Here is a 14,388-nt window from a genome sequence, read left to right on the forward strand (position 1 = left end):
AGTAGGACTTGTCTTTACGCTACAACGCCTCTACGAGCGTGGCCAGCCCTTGGCCGCCGCCGATGCACAGCGAGACGATACCGTATTTTTTCTGACGGCGGCGCAGCTCGTACAGAATCGTGCCTGCCAGCCGTGCGCCGCTCATGCCGAGCGGATGGCCCAAAGCGATTGCTCCGCCGTTTACATTCGTCTTTTTTGGATCAAGCCCCAGCTCGCGCATGCAGGCGATCGACTGGGAGGCAAACGCTTCGTTCAGCTCGAACAGGTCGATGTCGTCTACCGTCATGCTGACTTCGGAAAGCAGCTTGCGGATGGCGGCGACTGGTCCTATGCCCATGATGCGCGGATCGACTCCGGCACAGGCAAAATGCACGATTCGCCCGAGCGGAGTGACTCCTGTCCGCTTTACCATTTCTTCGTTCATGAGCAAAAGAGCCGCCGCGCCATCGTTGATCCCCGAGGAGTTGCCTGCGGTCACGCTGCCGTTTTTGCGGAAGGCAGGACGCAGCTTGGCCAGCGACTCAATCGTGGAGTCGCGGCGCGGAAACTCATCCGTGTCAAACAGCGTTTCTTCCCCTTTTTTCCCGCGCAAAAGTACGGGAATGATCTCGTCCTTGAACAGTCCGGCGTCTATGGCCGCTATCGCGCGGCGCTGGCTTTCGGCTGCAAACAGGTCCTGTTCCTCGCGGCTGATGCCAAACTGCTCCGCCACATTTTCTGCGGTATCGCCCATGGTCAGATCGCCGTAAAGCGACACAGGCGCAGAGCGCGGCCCGCCAAACGATTCCATCAGCGTCTGGTTGCCGCGCTGGTACGGCTGCTCGAATTTTTCCATGATGTACGGGGAACGGGTCAAATTTTCTACCCCGCCTGCGAGCATAACCTGGCTGTGTCCTGCCTGGATGGACTGGGCAGCGAGATTGACCGCTTCCAGCCCGGACGCGCACACCCGGTTCACCGTCAGCCCTGGCACTGTCTCGGGCAGCCCTGCCTTGAGCAGACCTACACGGGCAATATTGATAAACGGTCCCGCCGAGATGACATTGCCCATAATGACGCCGTCAACGGCATCGCCGCTTTGTCCTGCCTGCGCCAATGCGCCGTTCAGCACAATCGCTGTCAGGTCATCAATGGGGGTATTTTTCAGACTGCCTCCCAGCTTGCCGATTGGCGTACGCACGGCAGCCGTCACGTATACGTCGTTTTTTTTCATCGTCATGCCTTCACACCTGCCTTTTCCTCATAGGTGTAAAAGCCTTGCCCGCTGCGCACGCCGAGACGTCCTGCCAGCACCAGCTTTCGGAGCAGCGGCGCCGGGCGGTAACGCTCCTCCCCCAGATCGCGCTGCAAGCCTCGAATAATGGCAAAAATTTCGTCCAGCCCGATGCGATCCGCCCATTCCAGCGGTCCATACGGGTAGTTGGTGCCTTTTTTCATCGCGATGTCAATATCGCTGGCCGTCGCCGCTTTTTCCATCAGCGTGAACGCTGCCTCGTTAATAATCAGGGAGAGAATGCGCGGGAAAACCAACCCTACCTCGTCTGTGACGGTTTCCGTCTCTTTGCCGAGCGACTGGAAAAAGGCTTCTGTCGCTTGAAGCGTCTCTGGCGCTGTTTGCAGGGCAGGCGCGATCTCGATCAGCTCCCGCTCCACCAGCGGCACGAGCGTCCCGAACCCGCACACCCGCTCGGGATGCTGCGTCCAGGAAGCCACCTCTGTCGCCGTAACGGCAAGCGTGGTTGTGATGATCGGCACTGACGGGGCAAGCAGGCTGTCCAGCGCGCGAATCTGCTCTCCCTTTTGCTGCAAATCGAGGCTATTGACCTCAACCGCAAGCGAAACCGCCGCAGGGTCTGCCGCAGCGTCCGCTACAGAAAGCACCTGGTATCCTTGTTCTGTAAAAAGCTGGTGAAGCTCTGCAAAAAGCGGGCTTGTGCCCGCGAGCACGACCGCCTTATTTGTCATATTCATAGAAGCCTTCCCCCGTCTTTCTGCCCAGGCTGCCGGCCTGAACCATCCGCTGCTGAATCCGGCTGGGCTTGAATCGTCCTTCATGGAAGAAGTCGGTATACACCGATTCGGTTGTGGCAAAATTGATGTCGATGCCGATCATGTCCTGCAGCTCAAACGGTCCCATTTTGAACCCGCCCGCGCGCTTCATGATCCGGTCGATCTGCTCTACCTCTGCGACGTGGTCGCCCAGGATGCGCAACGCCTCATTATAGTAAGGACGCGCGATGCGATTGACGATAAAGCCGGGCGTGTCTGTCACCAGCACAGGCACCTTGCCCAGCTCCGTTGCGAAGCGATAGGCTGCCTGCACATTTTCCTCGCTCGATTTTTTGCCGCGAATGACTTCTACCAGCGGCATGACAGGCGCAGGGTTGAAAAAATGAAACCCGAGAATACGCTCGGGATGAGGAAGCCCTCCAGCAATTTGCGTAATCGAAATGGAGGAAGTATTGGTGAGTAATAGCGCATCCGCCCGGCAAATCCGGCTAAGCTCGCTGAAAATGGTTTTTTTCAAGTCGAGGCGCTCCGGCACGGCTTCGATGACAATATCACACTGCGCCAACTGCTCCATATCCGATACCAGCTTTGCTCGTTCCAGTGTCTCTGCCCGCTCCTGCTCGCTGATTTTGCCTTTTTCCACGTCTTTGCCCAAAATGGATTGCAAATAGGCGAGCGCTTTGTCCAAAACCGCCTGATTGGCGTCCAACAGCACTACCTGATGTCCTTTGCGGATACAGACGAGAGCGATGCCCGCTCCCATCGTTCCCGCACCGATGACGCCTACTGTTTTCGTATTCACTAGGCTTGTGCCTCCCTTCGCTCCTAACGGCCGGTAAATCGGGGAGCGCGCTTTTCCATGAAGGCCGCAACCCCTTCCTTGTGGTCCGCTGTGCTGCCTGCGACTTCCTGTGCATAGGCCTCGTACTCCAATGTCTCTTCCAGTCCCATTTCCAGCCCTTTGTACATCGTGCGCTTGATGAGGCCAATCCCGCGCGTCGGCAGGGCAGCGAGCTTGCGCGCATAGGCCAGTGCTTCTTCCATGAAGCTCTCCGCCGGATACACCTTGTTTACGAGTCCGATGCGCAGCGCTTCCTCTGCCGATACTTTTTCTCCCGTCATCGCCAGTTCCAGCGCCTTGCCGATGCCGACGATACGCGGCAGGAAGTAGCAGCCGCCCGAGTCGGGGACAAGCCCGATGCTGACAAATGCGTTGACAAAAGACGCCTTTTCCGACGCCAAACGAATGTCGCAGGCGAGCGCCAGACTCATGCCTGCTCCGGCTGCCACACCGTTTACCGCGGCGACAATCGGTTTCTCCGTCTTTTGCAACTGGAGGATCATCGGGTTGTAGCGCTTGCGCAAAAATCCGCCAAAGTCCACCTCGCCGCCAGACACTTCGCCAAGGTCCTGTCCGGCATTGAATGCCCGACCCGCTCCCGTCAGGAGAATGCAGCGCACAGCGTCATCCTTTTGCGCGTCTTTGAGCGCTGCAATGATTTCCTTGTGCATCAGCTCGGTAAAGGCGTTGAACTTGTCCGGCCGGTTCAAGGTCACGACTGCTACGCCTTCCGATACTTCGTAAAGAATGGTCTCGTACATGGCCGCCTCCTAATTACCCGTAAACCGGGGTTTGCGCTTTTCCAGGAAAGCTTGCATGCCTTCCTTGCGATCCTCGCTTGCGAGCAACAGATAAAAGCCGTTGCGCTCGTAATCCATGCCTTCTCCGAGCGGCAAATCGTCTGCCTTGTGCACCGCCTTTTTAATCACCTGCACGGCGAGCGGCGGCTGCGCGGCAATCTGCTTCGCCAGCTTGCGCGCCTCCTGAAAGTACGCCTCTACAGGCACGACCCGATTGACCAGCCCGTAGCGCAGCGCTTCTTTCGCCGAGATCGGCTCGCCCGTGAGCAGCATTTCCATCGCCTTGCGCAAGCCGACCGCACGGGTCAGCCGCTGTGTGCCGCCTGCTCCCGGCATGACGCCCAGCTTGATCTCCGGCTGCCCGATTACGGCTGTCTCCGATGCGATGACGATGTCGCAGTTCATCATCAGCTCGCAGCCGCCGCCGAGCACGAAGCCGCTGACTGCGCCGATAATCGGCTTGGAAATGAGCGACATCCGGTCCCAGACGGCGAATTGGTCCCGCTTCATGATCTCGATTGCGGACGCCTCGGCCATCTCGTTGATGTCGGCTCCGGCGGCAAATGCCTTGTCATTGCCCGTCAAAATTATGACGCGAATGTCCGGGTCCCGATCCATCCGCTCCAGTTCGGCCACCAGCTCATCCACCAATTGCAAATTCAGTGCATTAAGAATCTTCGGTCGATTCAGCGTAATAATTCCGATTCCATCCTCGCTGGCTGTCAGGATGTATTCATAAGCCATGCGTTTTCACACCCTTTTTCGCAGGTAGTCGATCCGCTATTCGCAAGTTAAATCGCTGCTTGCGCCTTGCCCCGATTGTCTACGATGCGGATTGCTTTTCCTTCGCTGCGCGTCAGGGAATTTGGCGGTTGGATGCGCAGCACAACGGATACGCCCAACGTATTTTTAATCATATGGCCAATCTCTTTGACGAGATGGGACAAAGCAGTGCTTTCGTTTCCGCTGATCTCGCTCGCGTACTCTGGTGTCAGCTCGCAGTGCACCTCAAACCGATCAAGCGCACCGTCGCGTTCAATCACAACCTGATAGTGCGGTGCCAGTTGATGGAAGGTGAGCAAAACTGACTCGATCTCTGTCGGGAACACATTGACGCCGCGAATAATCAGCATATCGTCTACGCGGCCTTTGATCCGGGACATGCGCATGGTCGTGCGGCCACACTTGCAAGGCTCCGGATTGAGCGAAGCAATGTCTCCTGTACGATAGCGGATTACAGGAAACGCTTCTTTGGTCAAAGAGGTGAAGACAAGCTCGCCTTCCTGTCCGTAAGGCAGCACTTCGCCTGTTTTCGGATCGATAATTTCGGCGTAGAAATGGTCTTCTGCGATATGCAGGCCATCCTGCGCTTCATGGCATTCGATGGACACGCCTGGACCCATGACTTCGCTCAGGCCGTAAATGTCCACTGCTTTAATATCGAGCGCTTCTTCAAGCTGTACACGCATTTCCTCGGACCACGGTTCTGCCCCGAAAATTCCGTATTTGACGCTCGTTTCCCGCGGATTGATCCCTTGCTTTTTCATTTCCTCGACGATGTTGAGCACGTAGGAAGGAGTCGCTGCGATCCCGCGCGGCTGGAAGTCCTGGATCAGCGTGATCTGGCGGGGAGTATTGCCGCCGGACACAGGAACCGCTACTGCACCGAGATACTCGATTCCGTTATGCAGGCCCAGTCCTCCTGTGAACAGGCCGTAGCCGTAAGCATTGTGGAAAATGTCTCCCGGCTGGCCGCCAGCACAGCAGATCGCGCGGGCCACGATTTCCGCCCAGTTTTCCAGGTCCTTTTTCGTGTAGCCGACAATCGTCGGTTTGCCTTTTGTACCCGACGAGCCGTGAATGCGGGCGACTTCCTTCATATCTACTGCAAACAGCTTGAACGGGTAATTTTCCCGCAGGTCTGTTTTTTTTCATGAACGGCAGTTTCCGGATGTCCTCGATGGACTGGATGTCCTCCGGTTTTACCCCTGCTTCGTCAAACGCTTTTTTGTGAAACGGCACTCGTTCATACACGCGCGCGACTGTTTCCTTCAAGCGCTCCAGCTGGAGCTGAGTCATTTTTTCTCTCGACATCGTTTCGATTTCCGTATTAAAGATCATGCCGCTTCCCCCATTCCGTATCGTTATGTCTTCAGATGCTTGCTGCCTACTCTCCCTTGAATACGGGTTTGCGCTTCTCGCGGAACGCTTCCAGCGCCTCCAGACGGTCTTTTGTTGGAATAATAACCTCGTAGCACATAGTTTCCACATCGAGCCCTGTTTGCAAATCGACGCTGCTGCCGCGGTCGATCGCCGCTTTTGCCTGATAGACGGCGAGCGGCGCATTGGCGAGAATTTCGTTGGCCAGTCCCATTGCCAACTCATGCAATTCTTCCCCATTGCGGGCGATTCCATTCACGATGCCTAAGCGGCTGGCTTCTGTCGCCTGAATGCGGCGAGCGGTCAGGATCAGCTCTTTTGCCTTGGACGGACCGATCAGTCGGGACAAGCGCTGTGTGCCTCCTGCCCCCGGAATGATCCCGAGACTCACCTCAGTCAGCCCCATCTTCGCTTCCTCTACCGCATAGCGGAAATCACAGGCTAGCGCGAGTTCAAACCCTCCGCCAAAAGCAAAGCCGTTAATCATGGCGATTGTCGGCTGCGGCAGCCGTTCCAGCGCGGTGAAAACATCGCGAATTTTGCGGACGTTGCGGCGTACTTGCTGCTCATTCAACGTGCGGCGTTCTTTCAAATCCGCCCCTGCGCAAAACGCCCGGCCTTCGCCTTTTATCAACAGGACGCGAATGTCCTTTGACTCCAGCCGTACCTGCTCGATCAGATCACCCAGGCGCTGCAGCGTATCGTAGTTCAAGGCATTCAGCTCATCCGGACGGTTCAGCGTGATGATGGCCACGTGACCGTCACGTTCAAAGCGAACGGTTTCTTCCATGCTCTTTTGTCCTCCTTGTGCAGCCATTTCCTCATTTGCCGCTAGCGATTCGGATTGACTCGTGCATACGTTCCTGTCGCAAAAGCAACCAGCTTTCCGTCACAGGTCACGCGCGCTTCCATAATAATCAGGCTTTTCCCCTGCTTCAAAACGCGTGACTCGGCTTCCAGCAGCTCTCCGCGTGCAGGATACAAGTATTGAATTTTGCTCTCTACCGTGACACATTGCTGCACACCGTCTACATGAGGAGCGGCTCCATGTCCCATTGCCACGTCGGCCAGTGTCGCCGTTACCCCCCCATGCACGACGCCATCGATGCTATTGAACAGTTCAGGGCGAACTTTCAGCGCTACCTTGCAGCCCTGTTCATCTCGATGTACGACTTCAATGCCCAGGTAGTGGTTAAATCGATTGCGAATTTCCACTGTCATTTTCTCGCCCCCGTGTATGGTATCCTCATGAAACAGTGAAAGGAGCCTTGTGCGTGTATGGCATTCGGCTTCCTTTCCCTGTCGGATTTTCGCATTTGGTTATGTTGGTTCGTCGATTGCAATGAAGTATTCATTTTTCCGATACGCCAGTGCGTCCAGTGTTGCGACCAGACCATGCTCGGTTTCTACACGGATGCGGTACCAGGCGGTGCGGTTGTTTTTCTTCTCCTCGGTTGCAGTTGCGACCAGGCGGTTTCCCTTCATGGCTGCGGCCAAAAATCCGATGTTCATGGACAAAGCCACGGATGTTTTGCCGTAGGAATTACAGGCTGCTGCGAAAACAAAGTCAGCCAGGGAGAAAATGATCGCGCCATGCGCTGTCCCGTGCGCGTTCAGCATGTGTTCGGCCACGGTCACTTCCGCTGTTGCCGTCCCCTCCCCAAGCTCAATCAGCTTGACGCCCAAAAATTGGGCAAACTGATCTTGCTTCAGCTTTTCGCAAATTTCGTCGTAGTGTTTGCGGTGCAATTCTCGCTCGTCGATATACTTTTTTCCGCTCATCGATCAGACCACTTCTGCAAAATGCATGGATACCACTTGACCGGCAAATCCGCGCAAGTCTTTTCCTGCAGCACGGCCCTCTGGGGATGACAACGCTTCCAAAAGAGCCTCTTTGGTTTCAAAATACATCTCTGCGATCAGGTGCAGGTCGGATTCGCCCATTGGCGTGCCGTACACTTTGCTCACTTCCATTTTGACCAGGCCAGGCATTTTTTCTGCAAGTGCAGCGTGTACCTCGAAATAGTGCTTGTCAAAAGCCTCGATATTTTCAGGCTTGCGATAAATTGCCACCAATTTCACCATTACGATCCCTGCTTTCATCCGTTTATTTCACAAAACATGTGACGAGATAATAATATGACGTTATTTTAACGCATATTTGTATTTTTATTATATAAAGCCTTCCGGACAGGTGCAAGTATTTTTCAAAAAGCAAGAAAACTCTGTCACGGTAATCCGCTGGAAAAAAGCCATTTCTCCTCTCATGCTTATCTTTGTTTTTCTACATTAGTACAAAAAAATGGCTGTCAGAAATGACTTCTGACAGCCTAAAAAAAGAGGACAGACATTGCGTCTGCCCTCTTTTTTCACATTCCGGTGTCCTAGACCCACACCCAGAAAATGAAGACGATAATCGCCGCCAGGATGAAGAACAGCCCGGCGAAAATGCTGATGCGTGCATATTCATGGCCTTTTTGGTCCATGTGCATCCAAACAAACAGTTGGAAGAACGCCTGAACGAAGGCCAGTATGACGATGAACGGTACGGTGAACCCTGCCGGAATCACTTCATACGCTACGGCAATAAATGCCAGAGCGGTCAACACGAGAGATCCGATGAAAGCCACTACGTGTCGTTTAGGACTGTCGTGTTTTACTTTCGGCTTGCGTACCTCTTCATTGTGAGCATGTGCTCCCATAGATTACCCCACCTTTCCACCGATCATACCCATGAGATATACCACGGTAAAGATGAACACCCACACTACGTCGATAAAGTGCCAGTACAAGCTGGCCAGGTAAAACTTCGGAGCAGTTACTACGGTCAGACCTTTTTTCACTGCGGACAACTGCAACAGGATGATCCACAAAATCCCGAACGCTACGTGACCTCCGTGGAAGCCAACCAGCGTATAGAACGCAGAACCGAAGGCACTCGTGGAAATTTTGTGTCCTTCATGCACGTAATGCACAAACTCGTAAATCTCCAGCGCAAGGAAGCCGATACCGAGCAATACAGTGATGGTCAGCCACACCTGAATCATTTTCAGGTTTTTCTTGTGCAAAGCGAGTGTAGCCATAACACTTGTCATCGAGCTGGTAAGCAGGATGAGCGTTGCTGCTGCAACCAGCGGCATGTCGAACAGCTGCTGGGATGTAGGACCGCCGTTTACCTGATCGCGCAGCGCGATGAATGTTGCGAACAAGGAACCGAAAAGAACGGTCTCCCCACCAAGGAAGAGCCAGAAGCCAAGAATCTTGTTCTTGCCTTCAAGGGTGGCTTTTTCCGGTTCATCAGGTAATACTGCATTTGCATGATGTGTAGCCATTAAGCCTTAACCCCTTTCTCTTCGATTTCGTCCTCATGAATATGATAACCAGGATCGTCCTTGACAGAACGAGCGAACATGCATCCGAATGTCACGAGCAAGCCGATCACCACGACCACGTAGTTGTGGTACATGAAGCCATAGCCCGCAATGAACAAGCCTACAGACATCAGGAATGGCAGGAACGATGGCGACGGCATGTGGATGTCACCAAGCGGTTCAGCCGGTGTCATGCCTTTGTTGCCAGCCATTTTCTCGATCCAGAATGCATCCAGACCGCGAACCAGCGGTGTTTGCGCAAAGTTGTACTCAGGTGGCGGCGACGGAATCGTCCACTCCAGTGTACGACCGTCCCACGGATCTGCTACAGCGCGTTTGCCTTTTGCAGAGACAACGACGTTAACCAGGAACAGGATCGTACCGATTGTCATACCGAATACACCGATGGTACTGATAAAGTTCCCTACGTCGAGATCCTGGCCTTTCAGGAACGTGTAGACGCGGCGTGGCATCCCCATCAGACCAAGGAAGTGCTGCGGGAAGAAGGTAAGGTGGAACCCGATGAAGAACGTCCAGAAGTTCCATTTACCGAGCTTTTCATTGAGCATTTTGCCGAACATTTTCGGCCACCAGTAGTACAGACCTGCGAACAGACCAGACACAAGACCCCCTACGATAACGTAGTGGAAGTGCGCTACTACGAAGTAGCTGTCATGGTATTGGTAGTCAGCTGGCGGAACCGCAAGCATAACCCCTGTCATACCACCGATTGTAAAGGTCGGGATGAAACCTACTGCCCACAGATTTGCTGTAGGGAAGGTGATTTGTCCGCCCCACATGGTCAGCAGCCAGTTGAAGATTTTGATACCAGTTGGCACCGCAATCAGCATCGTGGCCAGACCGAACAGCGTATTGGCAATCGCGCCCAAACCGGTTGTAAACATGTGGTGAGCCCACACCATGAAGCCAAGGAAGCCGATCAGCGCTGTTGCGAATACCATGGAGCTGTAACCGAACAGACGCTTTTTCGAGAATGTGGATACGACTTCGGAAATGATACCGAATGCTGGGAGAATCAGGATGTATACTTCGGGGTGACCGAAGATCCAGAACAAGTGCTCCCAAATGATGACGTTACCGCCGGCATCCGGGTTGAAAAAGTTACCGCCAAACAGACGGTCAAACATCAAGAGAACCAGGCCCACTGTAATCGCAGGGAACGCGAACAGAATCAGACCGGATGTTACAAAAGACGCCCAGGTGAACATTGGCATACGCATGAATGTCATACCTGGAGCACGCATGTTGATGATGGTAACCAGGAAGTTGATACCACCGATCAGCGTACCAAGACCGGCAATTTGCAGACCGAGAACGTAGAAGTCTACCCCGCGGCCGCTGTATTGGTTCAAAGCCAAAGTTGTATAAGATGTCCATCCGGCATCTGGCGCTCCGCCAAGGAACCAGCTGGTGTTCAGGAGCAGTCCTCCGAAGAAGAAGAGCCAGAAACCGAGAGCGTTAACAAACGGGAACGCTACGTCGCGTGCGCCGATTTGCAGCGGAACGACTGCGTTCATCAGCGCGAAGATGACCGGCATGACTGCCAGGAAAATCATCGTCGTGCCGTGCATGGTAATCAGTTCGTTAAATAGCCCGGCACCAACTACTTGAGATTCTGGATACATCAACTGCAAACGGATCAGCAGGGCTTCAAAACCGCCAGCCAGGAAGAAAATACCGCCGGCAATCAGGTACAGGATCGCAATCTTCTTGTGATCCACCGTCGTGAGCCAATCCCACAGCCCTGAACGTTTTGGTGCGGGTGCGTGAGAAGCATGTGCAGACACAGGTTTACCTCCTTTTTAAGCGTAACTTCCTATGACATCCTGTCATTTCATTACGGTAATTACTTCACGCTGAGTGTAGACATGTACTCTACAAGCGCTTTCACTTGTGCATCGTCAAGGTTGAGGTTAGGCATGTTGTTGCCTGTTTTTTCCTTTTGCGGATCTTTCAGCCACTTCGCTACATTTTCAGGCGTATGTTCGAGAATACCTGCTACGCGCTCGCGATCCGCGAAGTTGGTCAGGTTTGGACCCAGTTTGCCGCCTTTGCCGGCAACGGCATGACAGCCGAGACAGCTTTTGTTGAAGATTTCTTGACCTTGTGCAGCACCTGGAGATGTAGCAACGGCCGGATCTTTGGACTGAACGCCCTTCATGCCGTCTATCCATTTGTCAAATGCCGCTTGGTCCATTACTTCAACCTTGAAGTCCATCAAGGCATGGGACGCTCCACAGAGCTCCGCGCACTTGCCGTAGAAAATGCCTGTTTTGTCTGCTTGCAGCCACATTTTGTTTTCCTGGCCTGGGTTGGTGTCGATCTTGCCGCCCAACGCCGGAATCCAGAATGCGTGCATAACGTCAGCAGAGGTCAGGTGGAACTGAACCTTTTTGCCAACTGGCAAAACCAGGTCTTGTGCTGTTGCTACTCCCAGATCCGGATACTCGAATTCCCACCAGAACTGGTGAGCAGTCACCTTCACTTGAAGCGCTTCCTCTTTCGGATATTCCTCATGCAGAGCGAAACCGGTCGTAACGGTTGGAACCGCCATGACAATCAGGAGCAGGAAAGGAATAACCGTCCAAAGAATCTCCAGTGCATGGTTGCCTTCGACCTGCTTTGGAATGCCTTGCTGTCCTGGACGCTTACGATATCGAATAAGGACGTACGTAAAGATCAGCATTACGACAATAAAGACGCCGATCATGATAGCGGAGGACAGCTTCATCAGGTCATACTGCATCGCAGCCACCGGGCCGGAAGGTTTGAGCGCTGAGAGCTCATCTTTGCCACACCCGGTTAACACCAGCGCCAGCAGACCAAAAAGAGAAAGCTGACGCCAAAACTGTTGCCAACCCTTCATACCTATGAACCCCTCTTTCTTCGTGTTGGTAACGTTCTAGCCACGCTTACAACTAGAAGCTCCCATACTCTTTCATTTGCGCAAGAATAGCTAGTTATACTTCCCCAACTATCATACCCAATCTGGAAAAGTATTAGCAATCATTCCTCATACAAACAAAGGAGCACAGGCAAGAAAGCAGTCTTCTACCAATGCGTGGTAACTATTCAAGTATACATAAATTTTCCTTGATCTACAGGCTATTTGTTATCATTTTGTTAACAAATTTATGAACAAATTTGTGAACTTTCCTGAAAATTTTATCCAATTTAGGTAAAAATGAGTGGGTTTGCTTGAAAGCAAGTCCAGTTTTTCTGTTTTCTGGATGATTCTGGCGGATTTGAAGCGTCCGCTTTCCTGGCATTCGTCAAGGCCGGATTTTACGCAATCGCTTTCAGGCACGGTCGGGAAAAAGAGACCCCCTTGACAAAATCGCAATCATGCCAACAGCAAGCAAAAAGGACAGCTTCCCGTCTTCCAAAAGACGTTGAACCTGTCCTGCATCATGCGAGGCTCTATGCCTTTCCCGACGTGATGGCGCGAAGCAGCCACGTATGCTGCAAGTATTCGGCCACCCCGTAGAAAATCGCAACGAATCCTGCTCCCATCGGGGAAATTTGGGCGTCTGGCAAAAAGACGACACTGCCGTAGACGATGAGAAAGCCAACAATCAAATCAATAGCGGTCGAAAGCCAGAGACTGCCGGGCGCAAGTATTGCCCTGTCCAGGAAAAAACCTGCGAGAGCGAGCACAAACCCCACTCCGACAGACTGGTACAGGTTGGCAAAATTCACCTCGGGAAAGAGAGCGTCGGCCAAAACAACCAAAACCGGAGTTACAAGCAGCTTCATCCAAAGACCGTCCACGTGTGTTCCCACTCCTTTGACCGGGTTCTTCTCAGTATGCCCCTCTTTTGGCCGACAATCCCCGCCATGTCCCACTTGTCCGCGCAGCCAGCAGGAGCTGGCAAAAGCGCAGTCAAAAAAAGACTTCCCCACTCGTCGCTTCCGAGCAGGAAAGTCTTTTCTGATGCAGAGAGGATGCTGCGGCTTACCCCGCAACGGGCTGGGCCGGATCGTCTAAGGAAGGGTCGTACCATTCCACCTTGTGTGTTTGCTGAATCTGATTGAGCCAATCGTTGTAGTTTTCGCTGCGGTTTTGATCGGTCAAAAACGTTTTAATCTGCTCCCGCACCTTTTCCAATTCCGGTGCCGGCGATCCCATGTGCTGCTTGTTTTCCTCGTAATACTTTTTGATCTGTTCATCTGTCACCGGAAAAGCCTTGTCGAGCAGCTTGTCCCGCGTCATCAGAACGGTCAGCTTCTCACGCAGCTTTTGTTCGGTCATGCCCATGCTCTGGAGGTAGTTTTGGAACGCTTCCTCCGAGCCGGCCTGCTCTTTCATCGAGGCGATCTCCTTATCTATTTCTTCCTTGGTCACCGTGACGTTTTGCACCTTGGCTTCCTGTGAAATCAGCGACTGTGCGACCAGTTCATGGATCATCTGCTTGCCGTACATCGATTTCATTTCATCGTACAGTTGATATTGTGTAATTGAGGTATCACCAGCCTTGACCAGAACCGGGTCCCTGTCTGCCTCATTTGCCTGGTAGACCCCGAGCACAGCCAGTCCGGTCAGCAAAACGGCAACCGAAAGAATAGAAACGTCGAACTTCTTCACTTGGATATCCTCACTTTCTGTTATCTGCCCACCCAGTATAGTCAGGAGATACGGTAGAAAAATGGAATGAGGATTACACAACTTTTCCACATTCGTATATCATTATGTGCCAGTCTTTGCGGCTACATAAAAAATCGGGCAAAAAAAGAAGTGAGGACGGAGGCAAGGACGGGACCCAAAACCGCCCATATTTGCAAAAATCGCTCCTGTCTCCTGCTTTTGTCCCCTTCGATGATCTGTGTCAGATTTTCCTTGTCCCGATTGTCGTTGTCCAATAGCTGCATGATAATATCTTTTTCTTTGCTCGCTTTTTCTTCTCGCAACTTCAGCTCCGTCTCTAGCTTCGCAATCGCTTGCAACACATCAATGCGTACGTCTTCCATGCGTTCCAATCTGTGTTCGATTCGTTCCAACCACTTTGTTACGACTGTCACTTGTCCCTCAAGCTGGTCGATTCTTTCTTCGAATTTGCCCGGTTTCTGATAGAGCCGCTGCATCTGTATGTCGGTGTCTCTTTGATTGTCCTGTTTTCCCGGCGACATAGGTCACACCTCCTCCGTCCCTTGTAATACCTTGTTTATGTCAGGCACAGAGCCATTG

At 53.0% G+C, this 14,388-nt stretch carries 16 protein-coding genes and 1 pseudogene; all 17 read right to left on the reverse strand.

The genetic code is table 11. The features are described from left to right. Positions 1-19 precede the first annotated feature (19 nt). The 17 genes and pseudogenes from EDM57_RS15690 to EDM57_RS15770 all read right to left on the reverse strand — a co-directional run bounded on the left by EDM57_RS15690 (position 20) and on the right by EDM57_RS15770 (position 14,330). On the reverse strand, positions 20-1,219 hold the full coding sequence (locus EDM57_RS15690) for a thiolase family protein (RefSeq protein WP_122905639.1): 1,200 nt from the start codon (positions 1,217-1,219) through the stop codon (positions 20-22). Beyond that, positions 1,216-1,971, reverse strand: a complete 756-nt coding sequence (locus tag EDM57_RS15695; protein ID WP_122905640.1) for a 3-hydroxyacyl-CoA dehydrogenase family protein — start codon at positions 1,969-1,971, stop codon at positions 1,216-1,218. The genes EDM57_RS15690 and EDM57_RS15695 overlap by 4 nt, the downstream gene beginning before the upstream one ends. Continuing rightward, the gene (locus EDM57_RS15700) at positions 1,955-2,812 is read right to left on the reverse strand and encodes a 3-hydroxyacyl-CoA dehydrogenase family protein (RefSeq protein ID WP_122905641.1); all 858 of its coding nucleotides are present in this window, start codon (positions 2,810-2,812) and stop codon (positions 1,955-1,957) included. Before EDM57_RS15700 ends, EDM57_RS15695 begins: the two co-directional genes overlap by 17 nt. Positions 2,813-2,835: 23 nt before the next feature. Further along, positions 2,836-3,612, reverse strand: coding sequence for an enoyl-CoA hydratase-related protein (locus EDM57_RS15705; RefSeq protein WP_122905642.1), 777 nt, complete (start codon positions 3,610-3,612; stop codon positions 2,836-2,838). A gap of 9 nt (positions 3,613-3,621) precedes the next feature. Next, a complete protein-coding gene (locus tag EDM57_RS15710; protein ID WP_122905643.1) occupies positions 3,622-4,395 on the reverse strand; it encodes an enoyl-CoA hydratase-related protein in 774 nt (257 codons plus the stop codon). Between the two features lie 47 nt (positions 4,396-4,442). Beyond that, positions 4,443-5,772, reverse strand: a pseudogene (gene paaK / locus EDM57_RS15715) (phenylacetate--CoA ligase PaaK). Between the two features lie 46 nt (positions 5,773-5,818). Beyond that, the gene (locus EDM57_RS15720; RefSeq protein ID WP_122905644.1) at positions 5,819-6,601 is read right to left on the reverse strand and encodes an enoyl-CoA hydratase-related protein; all 783 of its coding nucleotides are present in this window, start codon (positions 6,599-6,601) and stop codon (positions 5,819-5,821) included. Positions 6,602-6,642: 41 nt separating this feature from the next. Beyond that, positions 6,643-7,032 carry a PaaI family thioesterase gene (locus EDM57_RS15725; protein ID WP_122905645.1) on the reverse strand — a complete coding sequence of 130 codons (390 nt, stop codon included), beginning with the start codon at positions 7,030-7,032 and terminating at the stop codon, positions 6,643-6,645. Positions 7,033-7,131: 99 nt separating this feature from the next. Continuing rightward, positions 7,132-7,593, reverse strand: a complete 462-nt coding sequence (locus EDM57_RS15730) for a hotdog fold thioesterase (RefSeq protein WP_122905646.1) — start codon at positions 7,591-7,593, stop codon at positions 7,132-7,134. A 3-nt stretch (positions 7,594-7,596) separates the two neighbouring features. After that, entirely contained in the window at positions 7,597-7,896 is a 300-nt protein-coding gene (locus EDM57_RS15735; RefSeq protein WP_122905647.1) for an EthD family reductase, read from the reverse strand. 299 nt (positions 7,897-8,195) lie between these two features. Beyond that, a complete protein-coding gene (locus EDM57_RS15740; protein WP_122905648.1) occupies positions 8,196-8,513 on the reverse strand; it encodes a cytochrome C oxidase subunit IV family protein in 318 nt (105 codons plus the stop codon). Positions 8,514-8,516: 3 nt separating this feature from the next. Continuing rightward, positions 8,517-9,143 (reverse strand): cytochrome (ubi)quinol oxidase subunit III, encoded by a 627-nt coding sequence (locus EDM57_RS15745; protein WP_122905649.1) that lies wholly within the window; start codon positions 9,141-9,143, stop codon positions 8,517-8,519. Next, the gene (gene ctaD, locus EDM57_RS15750; protein WP_122905650.1) at positions 9,143-10,990 is read right to left on the reverse strand and encodes a cytochrome c oxidase subunit I; all 1,848 of its coding nucleotides are present in this window, start codon (positions 10,988-10,990) and stop codon (positions 9,143-9,145) included. The genes EDM57_RS15745 and ctaD overlap by 1 nt, the downstream gene beginning before the upstream one ends. 59 nt (positions 10,991-11,049) lie before the next feature. After that, positions 11,050-12,069 (reverse strand): cytochrome c oxidase subunit II, encoded by a 1,020-nt coding sequence (coxB, locus tag EDM57_RS15755; RefSeq protein WP_122905651.1) that lies wholly within the window; start codon positions 12,067-12,069, stop codon positions 11,050-11,052. 554 nt (positions 12,070-12,623) lie between these two features. Beyond that, positions 12,624-13,106: a DUF2512 family protein gene (locus EDM57_RS15760; RefSeq protein WP_246005825.1), complete on the reverse strand. Its 483-nt coding sequence runs from the start codon at positions 13,104-13,106 to the stop codon at positions 12,624-12,626. Between the two features lie 52 nt (positions 13,107-13,158). Then, positions 13,159-13,788 carry a SurA N-terminal domain-containing protein gene (locus EDM57_RS15765; RefSeq protein ID WP_122905652.1) on the reverse strand — a complete coding sequence of 210 codons (630 nt, stop codon included), beginning with the start codon at positions 13,786-13,788 and terminating at the stop codon, positions 13,159-13,161. 122 nt (positions 13,789-13,910) lie between these two features. Continuing rightward, positions 13,911-14,330 (reverse strand): hypothetical protein, encoded by a 420-nt coding sequence (locus tag EDM57_RS15770; RefSeq protein ID WP_211338255.1) that lies wholly within the window; start codon positions 14,328-14,330, stop codon positions 13,911-13,913. Positions 14,331-14,388 lie beyond the last annotated feature (58 nt).

The organism is Brevibacillus gelatini, from assembly GCF_003710935.1.
Classification (GTDB): Bacteria; Bacillota; Bacilli; order Brevibacillales; family Brevibacillaceae; genus Brevibacillus; species Brevibacillus gelatini.

Bases quoted from the DNA above. Each gene is read 5' to 3' on its own strand.
- EDM57_RS15730 (WP_122905646.1), bottom strand. From the start codon at position 7,593: ATGAGCGGAAAAAAGTATATCGACGAGCGAGAATTGCACCGCAAACAC.
- EDM57_RS15710 (WP_122905643.1), bottom strand. From the start codon at position 4,395: ATGGCTTATGAATACATCCTGACAGCCAGCGAGGATGGAATCGGAATT.
- EDM57_RS15705 (WP_122905642.1), bottom strand. From the start codon at position 3,612: ATGTACGAGACCATTCTTTACGAAGTATCGGAAGGCGTAGCAGTCGTG.
- EDM57_RS15770 (WP_211338255.1), bottom strand. From the start codon at position 14,330: ATGTCGCCGGGAAAACAGGACAATCAAAGAGACACCGACATACAGATG.
- EDM57_RS15735 (WP_122905647.1), bottom strand. From the start codon at position 7,896: ATGGTGAAATTGGTGGCAATTTATCGCAAGCCTGAAAATATCGAGGCT.
- EDM57_RS15720 (WP_122905644.1), bottom strand. From the start codon at position 6,601: ATGGAAGAAACCGTTCGCTTTGAACGTGACGGTCACGTGGCCATCATC.
- EDM57_RS15695 (WP_122905640.1), bottom strand. From the start codon at position 1,971: ATGAATATGACAAATAAGGCGGTCGTGCTCGCGGGCACAAGCCCGCTT.
- EDM57_RS15690 (WP_122905639.1), bottom strand. From the start codon at position 1,219: ATGACGATGAAAAAAAACGACGTATACGTGACGGCTGCCGTGCGTACG.
- EDM57_RS15745 (WP_122905649.1), bottom strand. From the start codon at position 9,143: ATGGCTACACATCATGCAAATGCAGTATTACCTGATGAACCGGAAAAA.
- EDM57_RS15740 (WP_122905648.1), bottom strand. From the start codon at position 8,513: ATGGGAGCACATGCTCACAATGAAGAGGTACGCAAGCCGAAAGTAAAA.
- coxB (WP_122905651.1), bottom strand. From the start codon at position 12,069: ATGAAGGGTTGGCAACAGTTTTGGCGTCAGCTTTCTCTTTTTGGTCTG.
- EDM57_RS15725 (WP_122905645.1), bottom strand. From the start codon at position 7,032: ATGACAGTGGAAATTCGCAATCGATTTAACCACTACCTGGGCATTGAA.